At 69.2% G+C, this 9564-nt stretch carries 13 protein-coding genes, 1 tRNA gene, 1 pseudogene and 1 riboswitch; of the genes and pseudogenes, 6 read left to right on the top strand and 9 right to left on the bottom strand.

Annotated features, from left to right (window positions below):
• The 3 genes from ABZ281_RS23180 to ABZ281_RS23190 form a co-directional block, all read right to left on the bottom strand.
• The coding region (locus ABZ281_RS23180; protein WP_356658259.1) for a multidrug efflux SMR transporter at nucleotides 1-299 on the bottom strand (299 nt) is incomplete at its 3' end.
• 35 nt (nucleotides 300-334) lie between these two features.
• Nucleotides 335-402, bottom strand: a riboswitch (guanidine-III (ykkC-III) riboswitch).
• 66 nt (nucleotides 403-468) lie between these two features.
• The gene (locus ABZ281_RS23185; protein ID WP_030837851.1) at nucleotides 469-825 is read right to left on the bottom strand and encodes a co-chaperone GroES; all 357 of its coding nucleotides are present in this window, start codon (nucleotides 823-825) and stop codon (nucleotides 469-471) included.
• 44 nt (nucleotides 826-869) lie between these two features.
• Nucleotides 870-1199, bottom strand: coding sequence for a DUF3618 domain-containing protein (locus tag ABZ281_RS23190; RefSeq protein WP_344454100.1), 330 nt, complete (start codon nucleotides 1197-1199; stop codon nucleotides 870-872).
• A 96-nt stretch (nucleotides 1200-1295) separates the two neighbouring features.
• Between ABZ281_RS23190 and bcp the strand changes: the two genes are divergently transcribed.
• From bcp to ABZ281_RS23210, 4 genes are all read left to right on the top strand, one after another.
• A complete protein-coding gene (gene bcp, locus ABZ281_RS23195; protein WP_356658261.1) occupies nucleotides 1296-1763 on the top strand; it encodes a thioredoxin-dependent thiol peroxidase in 468 nt (155 codons plus the stop codon).
• A gap of 153 nt (nucleotides 1764-1916) precedes the next feature.
• Entirely contained in the window at nucleotides 1917-2537 is a 621-nt protein-coding gene (locus tag ABZ281_RS23200) for an HNH endonuclease signature motif containing protein (protein WP_356658263.1), read from the top strand.
• Between the two features lie 56 nt (nucleotides 2538-2593).
• Nucleotides 2594-3394, top strand: a complete 801-nt coding sequence (locus tag ABZ281_RS23205) for an HNH endonuclease signature motif containing protein (RefSeq protein WP_356658264.1) — start codon at nucleotides 2594-2596, stop codon at nucleotides 3392-3394.
• A gap of 7 nt (nucleotides 3395-3401) precedes the next feature.
• A tRNA-Leu gene (locus ABZ281_RS23210) sits at nucleotides 3402-3476 on the top strand.
• Nucleotides 3477-3538: 62 nt separating this feature from the next.
• Here the strand turns inward: ABZ281_RS23210 and rdgB are convergent.
• The 4 genes from rdgB to ABZ281_RS23230 all read right to left on the bottom strand — a co-directional run bounded on the left by rdgB (nucleotide 3539) and on the right by ABZ281_RS23230 (nucleotide 5930).
• Entirely contained in the window at nucleotides 3539-4141 is a 603-nt protein-coding gene (gene rdgB, locus ABZ281_RS23215; RefSeq protein WP_356658266.1) for an RdgB/HAM1 family non-canonical purine NTP pyrophosphatase, read from the bottom strand.
• Nucleotides 4142-4288: 147 nt separating this feature from the next.
• A complete protein-coding gene (locus ABZ281_RS23220; protein WP_356658268.1) occupies nucleotides 4289-4687 on the bottom strand; it encodes a hypothetical protein in 399 nt (132 codons plus the stop codon).
• 144 nt (nucleotides 4688-4831) lie between these two features.
• On the bottom strand, nucleotides 4832-5581 hold the full coding sequence (rph, locus tag ABZ281_RS23225; RefSeq protein WP_356658270.1) for a ribonuclease PH: 750 nt from the start codon (nucleotides 5579-5581) through the stop codon (nucleotides 4832-4834).
• 115 nt (nucleotides 5582-5696) lie between these two features.
• Nucleotides 5697-5930 (bottom strand): PTS glucose/sucrose transporter subunit IIB, encoded by a 234-nt coding sequence (locus ABZ281_RS23230; RefSeq protein ID WP_010039992.1) that lies wholly within the window; start codon nucleotides 5928-5930, stop codon nucleotides 5697-5699.
• 491 nt (nucleotides 5931-6421) lie between these two features.
• On the opposite strand from ABZ281_RS23230, the gene ABZ281_RS23235 reads away from it, so the two are divergent.
• A complete protein-coding gene (locus ABZ281_RS23235) occupies nucleotides 6422-7684 on the top strand; it encodes a PTS transporter subunit EIIC (RefSeq protein ID WP_356658272.1) in 1263 nt (420 codons plus the stop codon).
• Between the two features lie 67 nt (nucleotides 7685-7751).
• Here ABZ281_RS23235 and ABZ281_RS23240 read toward each other — a convergent pair whose 3' ends face one another.
• Nucleotides 7752-8504, bottom strand: coding sequence for an MBL fold metallo-hydrolase (locus ABZ281_RS23240; RefSeq protein ID WP_356658274.1), 753 nt, complete (start codon nucleotides 8502-8504; stop codon nucleotides 7752-7754).
• A gap of 213 nt (nucleotides 8505-8717) precedes the next feature.
• On the opposite strand from ABZ281_RS23240, the gene ABZ281_RS23245 reads away from it, so the two are divergent.
• Nucleotides 8718-9167 (top strand): type II toxin-antitoxin system PemK/MazF family toxin, encoded by a 450-nt coding sequence (locus ABZ281_RS23245; RefSeq protein ID WP_356658276.1) that lies wholly within the window; start codon nucleotides 8718-8720, stop codon nucleotides 9165-9167.
• A gap of 90 nt (nucleotides 9168-9257) precedes the next feature.
• Here ABZ281_RS23245 and cysM read toward each other — a convergent pair.
• Nucleotides 9258-9479: pseudogene (gene cysM / locus ABZ281_RS23250) on the bottom strand (cysteine synthase B); the annotation flags it as partial.
• Between the last annotated feature and the right edge of the window lie 85 nt (nucleotides 9480-9564).

The following is a 9564-nucleotide window of genomic DNA, read 5'->3' on the forward strand; positions in this document are numbered from 1 at the left end:
AGCCCCACCACGGCGACCAGCAGCAGGCACACGAAGAAGATCCGGGCGGCGGTCGCCGGCTCACCCAGCACCGCCATACCGAACACCGCCGCCCCGGCCGCGCCGATCCCCACCCACACGCCGTAGGCGGTACCGATGGGCAGGGTCTTGGCGGCCTGCGACAGCAGCAGCATGCCGGCGACGATGCCGGCGCCCGTGAGCACACTGGGCAGCGGGCGCGTGAAGCCGTCGGTGTACTTCATGCCGACGGACCACCCCACCTCGAGCAGACCGGCGACGACGAGCAGAACCCAGGCCATGACGGGCGCCTTCCGGGAAACGGGCTGACGGTGTCGGTGCGTCGTCTTTGCCTTGATCCCGGTACGGCGCGTCTCGTCGGGGGTTCCTCCAACGTAGCAAAGCCGCACGGCACGGAAAGGGGCCGGTGACCAGGGTCACCGGCCCCTTTCCGTATGGCTGTCGCCGGTCCTACAGGTACAGGCCGGTCGAGTCCTCGGCGCCCTCGAACCGGTCCGCGGCGACGGCGTGCAGATCACGCTCGCGCATGAGCACGTACGCGATCCCCCGCACCTCGACCTCGGCACGGTCCTCAGGGTCGTACAGCACCCGGTCGCCGGTCTCCACGGTCCGCACGTTCTGCCCCACCGCGACGACCTCGGCCCACGCCAGCCGCCGGCCGACCGCGGCCGTGGCGGGGATCAGGATGCCGCCGCCGGAACGCCGCTCGCCCTCGCTGGTGTCCTGCCGCACGAGTACGCGGTCGTGCAGCATCCGGATGGGCAGCTTGTCCGGATGGGTACTGTGCTCGTTTCTCTTGGCGCTCACGCCCTGAAACCTACCTGTCTTCCCCGCAAAAGCACGCAGTCGGGTCAGCCCTTGCGGCGCCGCGTGCTGACCGCGAGCAGCCCGACCACGCCCACGACGACGAGCGCGACGGGCACGACCCGCTCCAGCCGAGGCGCCCCCTCCTCGTCCACGAACCGGGCGCGCACATCGGTGACGGCCCGGTTGACCCCCACATAGGCCCGTCCCAGGGTGTGGTCGATGTTGGAAGCGACCTTGGCCTTGGCATCCCCGACGATCGTCTTCGGGTGCACCCGCACGCCGATCTCGTCGAGGGTCTCGGCCAGGGTCGCGCGGCGGCGCCTGATGTCCGCCTCGATCTGCGCCGGGGTCCTGGTGTCCGCCGTGTCCGCCACCGTGTCGCCTTTCGAAGTCGGTGTGAAGCCTGTGCCGGACAGTCTGTCAGCTCCACGGCTCATCGCACTGCCTCGACCCCCGGTTACCCTGGCCTGATGAGCGAGCGACTCCAGCCGGGGGACCCGGCCCCCGCGTTCACCCTGCCCGACGCCGACGGCACCGAGGTGTCCCTGTCGGACCACAAGGGCCGCAAGGTCATCGTGTACTTCTACCCGGCCGCCCTCACGCCCGGCTGCACCAAGCAGGCCTGCGACTTCACGGACAACCTGGAGCTGCTGGCGGGCGCCGGCTACGACGTCATCGGCATCTCCCCCGACAAGCCGGAGAAGCTGGCCAAGTTCCGCGACAAGGAGTCGCTGAAAGTCACGCTGCTCGGCGACCCGGACAAGCAGGTCCTGGAGTCCTACGGCGCCTTCGGCGAGAAGAAGCTCTACGGCAAGACGGTGGTCGGCGTCATCCGCTCCACGATCGTCGTGGACGAGGAGGGCAACGTCGAACGCGCCCTGTACAACGTCAAGGCGACGGGGCACGTGGCCAAGATCATCAAGGACCTGGGGGTCTGAGACCCCGCTGTTTCCTCTGCGAGCGGCTCGTACCGGTGAGGCCCGGTACGAGCCGCTCCGCATTCCGCCCGCGTATCGGGCGTGCCTGTCCGATAAACGGTTCGTTACTCCGTGCGAGACCACGAACGGGTGGTCGGGACGGAGGGGTGATTGATGGGGGCCAGGTACACCCACGAGTTGATCGAGGAAGCAGCACGGGTGACAGCGAATTGGGACGACGCCGTTCGATGGTGCGGGGGCGCACCCACACCTGGCAGCAGACGCTATCTGCGCCGGAAGATGGCCGAAGCCGGGGTGGATGTCTCCCACTTCCCGACCCGGTGGGCACGCCACACCGAGCAGACGCTCCGCGAGGTGGTGGCGGTGTCCTCCAGCGTCAAGGAGGTACTTCGCCGTCTGGACATCAGCCCGGTCGGCGGCAACCACGCACACATCAGCCGCCGTATCGCGGCCCTGGACATCGACACCTCCCACTTCGTGACGCCACCGCGCAGGTCAAGATCCCGCGGCGATCTGCTGAGCCTCGGGACACCACAGGCCGGCAGGATCCCGGGAAATCGGCTGCTCCGGCAGTTGCTCCGCATCGGAGTCCCGGAGAGATGCGCCATGTGCGGTACCGGCCCCAGATGGAACGGCAAGCCCCTCCGGCTGGAGGTCGACCACGTCAATGGCGACTGGTGGGACAACCGCCCGGGAAACCTCCAACTGCTCTGCCCCAACTGCCATGCAACCACGGACACATACCGGGGACGCAGGCGGAGGGCGGCCCCGTGAGCGCACCGAGGTACACACGAGAGCTGCTGACCCGGACGGCCGCCGAAGCCGCCAGCATGGTCGACCTGATGCGCAGACTGCACGCCCCGATGGGGAGTGGCCCCCGCGGTTACCTCAGCAAGCGACTGCAGCACTACGGCATCGATGTCTCGCACTTCCGTGAGGAGCCTCTGCCGGAGCGCGAACGACGCAGCTACCCTGAACAACTCCTGCGAGAAGCCGCCGCCCAGTCGAACAGCATCAGGGAGATGGTGCAGTACATGGGGCTTTCTCCACGTGACAGCCCGTATGGCTACATCAGAAGGCGGCTGGATGCCTTCGGTATCGACACCTCGCACTTCACCGGAGGGCGCAGCAATCGCTCAGGGGCGCTCTTCCCGCGTGAAGACATCACACGAGCCGTCGCCGCGTCCCACAGCCTGTCCGGAGTGCTGCGCATGCTCGGTCTCTCCACACTTGGTGGTTCCGGGCGGACGAAGGCCAAACGCAGCATCGAGTTCTATGGCCTGTCGACCGACCACTTCACCGGGCAAGGCCATTTCCGGGGCACGCCCTCCCCGCGTCGCAGGTCTGCGGACCAGACCCTGATGAAACACGGGCCCGGTTCTCCACGCACGCAGACGGCCCTCCTCAGGCGGGCACTGGACGACCTCGGCGTGCCCCATGTATGCAGCGAGTGCGGCACCGGGGAGAGCTGGCAGGGCAGGAGACTCGTGCTGGAGATCGACCACATCGACGGCGATCGGCTGAACAACCGGATCGAGAACCTGCGATACCTCTGCCCCTCCTGCCACAGTCAGGCGCAGACCCACTCGCGACCTCGCCGCTCCGCCACCGCTTCCGGCCCAGTACAGTAACCGCGATGGGCCCGTACCCCAGCTGGCAAGAGGGCGCCGGTTTAGGTCCGGTGTGTCGTGGGTTCGAGTCCCACCGGGCCCACCGCCAACTGGGGCGCAGCACCTGCACGGTGCCGCGCCCCTCGGCGTAGGCGATCACACCGCTCAGCCCAGCAGCTCCCCCACCACCGGCACCAACGCCCTGAACGCCTTCCCTCGGTGGCTGATCGCGTTCTTCTCCTGGGGGGTCAACTCCGCGCAGGTGCGCAGCTCGCCCTCCGGCTGGAGGATCGGGTCGTAGCCGAAGCCGCCCGTGCCGGACGGCTCGTGGCGCAGCACTCCCCGCAGCTGTCCCTCCACGACCCGCTCCGTGCCGTCCGGCAGGGCGAGCGCCGCCGCGCAGGCGAAGTGGGCGCCGCGGTGTTCGTCCACGATGTCCGAGAGCTGAGCGAGCAGGAGGTCCAGGTTGGCCTGGTCGTCGCCGTGGCGGCCGGACCAGCGGGCGGAGAAGATGCCGGGCGCGCCGTTGAGGACGTCGACGCAGAGGCCGGAGTCGTCGGCGACGGCCGGGAGGCCCGTCGCCCGGGCCAGGGCGTGGGCCTTGAGGAGCGCGTTCTCCGCGAAGGTGACGCCGGTTTCCTTGACGTCGGGGATGTCCGGGTAGGCGTCGGCTCCGACGAGTTCGTGGGGCAGTCCGGCTTCGGCGAGGATCGCGCGAAGTTCGGTGATCTTTCCGGCGTTGCGGGTGGCGAGGATCAGGCGGGTCATGGCGACAACAGTATTGCCCCCCGATGACCAGTCGTCCCATGCCCTTTCAGGGGCGCGGGGAACTGCGCGAGCGACCACGACGACCCGCGGACGGCCTCCCGTGCAACCCGGCACACGAGAGGCCGCAGTCGGTTCAGCCGGCGCAGCTCACGGCGTGCAGACCTTCGTCAGTTCGCCCGCCGCGTCCGTGACCGGGCTGATGTCGGGCGTCTCGTCGCCGTTCTTGATCGAGGTGCGGACGTTGTCGACGGCCTTGTTGAGGTCGTCGACGGCCTTGCTGACATCCGCGTTGTCGGTCTTGTCGCCGATCTCGCCGAGGCTCTGGTCGATGGAGTCGAGGGACTCGTCGAGCTGCGTCGGGTCGTCGGCCGCGCCGTCGACCGCCTGCTGGAGTTCCGTGACGCTGTCGGCGATGGCGTCGGCGGTCTGGACGCAGTCCAGCGCCTTGTCGACGGCGGCGCAGCCGGTGGTGAGTCCGGCGGTCAGCGCGACGGCCGCCAGGGTGGCGGCGACGGCTGCGGTGCGGCGTCGGCGGCTCGCGGCCATGGAGCGGTCCCTCTCGTTCGGTCGGGCCGGTCGGGCCCGCGCGGCTGGCCGGGCGCACAGGGATGAGCCGTGCGCCCGTACTCCTTGAGACGCGAGTGTGCTCGGCGCGGTTGCCCGTGCCGAGCACCTCTCTTGGTGTGCCGTTTACTTTTCGGGTTGCTTTCCGAGGACGGCGTCGAGCGCGGTGCGCTGGTGGGCGGCGAGTTCGTCGCAGCCGGCCACGGCGAGGTCGAGGAGCGCGTTGAGTTCGTCGCGGGCGAAGGGTTCGGCTTCGGCGGTGCCCTGGACCTCGACGAAGCGGCCGTCGCCGGTGCAGACGACGTTCATGTCGGTGTCGGCCTTGACGTCTTCCTCGTAGCAGAGGTCGAGGAGGGGAACGCCGCCGACGATGCCGACGGAGACGGCGGAGACGGTGCCGGTGAGGGGCTTGCGGCCGGCCTTGATGAGCTTCCTGCCCTGGGCCCAGGCAACGGCGTCGGCCAGTGCGACGTAGGCGCCGGTGATGGCCGCGGTGCGGGTGCCGCCGTCGGCCTGGAGGACGTCACAGTCGAGGACGATGGTGTTCTCGCCGAGGGCCTTGTAGTCGATGACGGCACGCAGGGAGCGGCCGATGAGGCGGCTGATCTCGTGGGTGCGGCCGCCGATGCGGCCCTTGACGGACTCGCGGTCGACGCGGGTGTTGGTGGCGCGGGGCAGCATGGAGTATTCGGCGGTGACCCAGCCTTCGCCGCTGCCCTTGCGCCAGCGCGGGACGCCTTCGGTGACGGAGGCGGTGCAGAAGACCTTGGTGTCGCCGAAGGAGACGAGGACGGAGCCTTCGGCGTGCTTGCTCCAGCCGCGCTCGATGGTGATGGGGCGGAGCTGCTGGGGGGTGCGGCCGTCGATTCGAGACATGCGGCTGAGCCTATCCGTACGTGCGGAGGGGCCCCTTCCCGGTGGGGAGGGGCCCGCGCGCACAGCTGACCTCAGGGGTCCGTCAGAGGGTGAAGCCCGGGACGATCCCCGCCCTTCACATCATGTCTTCGATCTCCGCTGCGATGGGGTCGGCGTCGGTGCCGATGACGACCTGGATCGCGCTGCCCATCTTGACGACGCCGTGGGCGCCGGCGGCCTTCAGGGCGGTCTCGTCGACCTTGGCGGGGTCCACGACCTCGGTGCGCAGGCGGGTGATGCAGCCTTCGACCTCTTCGATGTTGTCGATGCCGCCGAGCCCGGCAACGATCTTCTCAGCCTTGGTGGCCATGTTCGTTCTCCCTGATCCGAACCGCTTTGTCGCAGTAACCCACAGCCGGCCCCTCTTCGCGAGCGGCCAGATCGTGTGTGCCGAATGATGGCGTGCGCCGCATCATGGCGTGTGCCGCATGATGACGCCACGTTCGCGCGACCGTCGAACGACTGGTCTACACCACGAGCCCGCCTCTCGACAAAGTCTCCGCCTGAAGTCACCGGACTCCGCGCATGCCCGCGGCTGCGCCTCGTCGGCTTCCCGGCGGTCTGATCGACTGCACCATCGAAGGGAATCCGGCGGCGCGGCCGTGGCCGGGCACTCCGATCATGATCGTCACAAAGGGCGGAATTGGCGGGTTCCACTCGTTCGGCCTGCCGTGCTACAACTGGTCTACACCACTCAGTGGTGGAGGTCGCGCGGGGTTGTCCGCGTTCCCCTTTCTTTGAGACGCCGCCGTCCCCCGCTGATTTCTCCCTGGGCGGCGCCGTGCCCCCTGGAGGAAGTTCATGTCCACAGCCACAGCCGCGCCCGCGAGCCCGAAGAAGGGGTCGGCCGTCATGGCCGTCATGCAGCGCATCGGCCGCAGCCTGATGCTGCCCGTCGCCGTGCTGCCCGCCGCCGCCCTGCTGGTCCGCCTCGGCAACACCGACATGCTCGGTCGCGAGTCGTTCCCCGGGTTCATCACCAAGATCGCGGGCTTCATGGCGGCCGGCGGCAACGCGATCCTCGACAACATGGCGCTGCTGTTCGCGGTGGGCATCGCGATCGGCTTCGCCAAGAAGTCGGACGGTTCAACGGCGCTGGCGGCCGTGGTCGGTTACCTGGTCTTCAAGAACGTGCTGGCCACGTTCACCGACAAGAACCTGCCGAAGGTCGCCACGGCGGTCGACGGCAAGGTCGTCATGGTCGACGCTCCCGTGGACGCCAAGGTCCTCGGCGGTGTGGTCATGGGCATAGGCGTGGCCCTGCTCTACCAGAAGTTCTACCGGACCAAGCTGCCGGACTGGGCGGGCTTCTTCGGCGGCCGCCGCCTGGTTCCGATCCTGTCCGCCTTCGCGGGTCTGGTCATCGGCATCGTCTTCGGTTACATCTGGCCGGTCCTCGGCACGGCACTGCACAACTTCGGCGAGTGGCTGGTGGGCTCCGGGGCGGTCGGCGCGGGCATCTTCGGTGTCGCCAACCGTGCGCTGATCCCGATCGGCATGCACCACCTGCTGAACTCCTTCCCCTGGTTCCAGGCCGGCACCTACGAGGACAAGAGCGGCGACATCGCCCGGTTCCTGGCCGGTGACCCGAGCGCCGGACAGTTCATGACCGGCTTCTTCCCGATCATGATGTTCGCCCTGCCGGCCGCCTGCCTCGCGATCGTGCACTGCGCCCGGCCCGAGCGCCGCAAGATAGTCGGCGGCATGATGCTGTCGCTCGCGCTGACCTCGTTCGTCACGGGCGTCACCGAGCCGATCGAGTTCACCTTCATGTTCATCGCCCCGGTGCTGTACGCGATCCACGCGGTGCTCACCGGCGTCTCGATGGCGCTGACCTGGGCGCTGGGAATGAAGGACGGCTTCGGCTTCTCGGCCGGCGCGGTGGACTTCTTCCTGAACCTGGGCATCGCGACCAACCCGTGGGGTCTGGCCATGGTCGGCCTGTGCTTCGCGGCGGTCTACTACGCGGTGTTCCGCTTCGCGATCATCAAGTTCAACCTCCCCACGCCGGGCCGCGAGTCCGACGAGGAACTCGCCGAGCTGCAGAAGGCGGAGGCGAAGTAGTCCGCTGACGCCGAAGGCCCCGGAACCGATCGGCGATCGGTTCCGGGGCCTTCGTGTGCGCGGGCGCTCAGATCTCGTACGTCTGCCGGGGTGCGGCGAGGTCCACCGGACCGTCGTACACCTCGCGGGCGTCGACGACATTGACCTGGGGGTCCGTCCACGGCGGAATGTGGGTGAGGACCAGGCGGCGGGCACCGGCCCGGGCCGCCGTCTCACCCGCCTCGCGGCCGTTGAGGTGCAGGTCGGGGATCTTCTCCTTGCCGTGCGTGAACGCGGCCTCGCACAGGAACAGGTCGGCGTCCCGGGCGAGTTCGTCCAGCGCGGGGCTCACCCCGGTGTCGCCGGAGTACGTCAGGACTCTGCCGCCGTGCTCGATGCGGATGCCGTACGCCTCCACCGGGTGGGCCACCCGCTCGGTGTGCACCGTGAACGGGCCGAGCTCGAAGGTGGACGGCTTGACCGTGTGGAAGTCGAAGACCTCGCTCATGGAGGAGGCCGAGGGGGTGTCCGCGTAGGCGGTGGTCAGCCGATGCTCCGTGCCTTCGGGGCCGAAGACGGGGAGTGGATCGCAGCGGCCGCCGTCGTGGCGGTAGTAGCGCGCGACGAAGTACGCGCACATGTCGATGCAGTGGTCGGCGTGCAGGTGGCTGAGGAAGACAGCGTCGAGGTCGTAGAGACCGCAGTGGCGCTGCAGCTCGCCCAGGGCACCGTTGCCCATGTCGAGAAGCAGCCGGAAGCCGTCGGCCTCGACGAGGTAGCTCGAGCAGGCCGATTCCGCGGAAGGGAACGACCCCGAGCAGCCGACGACGGTGAGCTTCATGAGGCAGAAACCTCCGCTGGCGGGAATGTCTGAGAGGGGCGTCGGGGGTCGTGCGGTCCGTCGAGCGTAAGGCGCAAAACCTCCGGTAGCTCCTACACCAAGGCCTGTTGTGGGCGAACTCACCTGTGGTGTCACCGGTTCGGCTGGCAGGGCCGGGGGGGTGATCCTCGTGAGGGGGGCGCGTGGCGGGGACCGCGCCGGTAACGTCTCAGTATGGACACGTCCTGGTGGCTGGCGCTCGCCGCGGTGGTGCTGCTCGCGCTCATCGCCACGCTCGTCGACGGCTGGGGCCGGGGGCGCCGGCCGTCGGCCCGGCGGATGCGGACCGCGGCACCGGCCTCCGCGCCGGAGAGCCGGCCGCAGCCGGCGGAGATCTGGTGGGCGGACGTGCCCTACGAGGACGAGACCCGAACGAAGGACCGGCCCTGTCTGGTACTGGCGGTGCGCGGGGAGCGGGCGACGGTCGCGAAGATCACCACCCGCTTCCGCGACGAGCGGACCGGGGTGATCCCGTTGCCCCCGGGCTCGGTCGGTGACACCGAGGGCCGCGCGAGCTTCCTGGAGACACACGAGCTGCGGGAGGTCCCGGTGTGGGGCTTCCGGCGGCGGGTCGGCGTGGTGGATCCGGCGCTGTGGGACCAGGTGCGGTACCTGGCGGGCTGAGCACGCGCGAAGGACCAAGGCCGTGACTCCGCGTGAAGGGCCGGAGTCGGCGTGACTCCGGCCCTTCGTCGTGTCGGTGCCCGGCACCGGCTACGCCCAGAGCTGGCCCTGGAGCGTGTCGATGGCCTCCTCCGTGGTGGCCGCCGTGTAGACGCCCGTCGAGAGGTACTTCCAGCCACCGTCGGCGACGACGAAGACGATGTCGGCGGACTCCCCGGCCTTGACGGCCTTCTTGCCGAGGCCGATCGCGGCGTGCAGCGCGGCGCCCGTGGAGACGCCGGCGAAGATGCCCTCCTGCTGGAGCACCTTCTGCTGGATCACCGACATGGGCTGGATCATGGGCCCGCTGACCATCGTCGGGACCCACGCCTGCGGCGGCACTCTGCTCCTCTACGAA

The organism is Streptomyces sp. NPDC006265 (assembly GCF_040613555.1).
Lineage (GTDB): Bacteria > Actinomycetota > Actinomycetes > Streptomycetales > Streptomycetaceae > Streptomyces.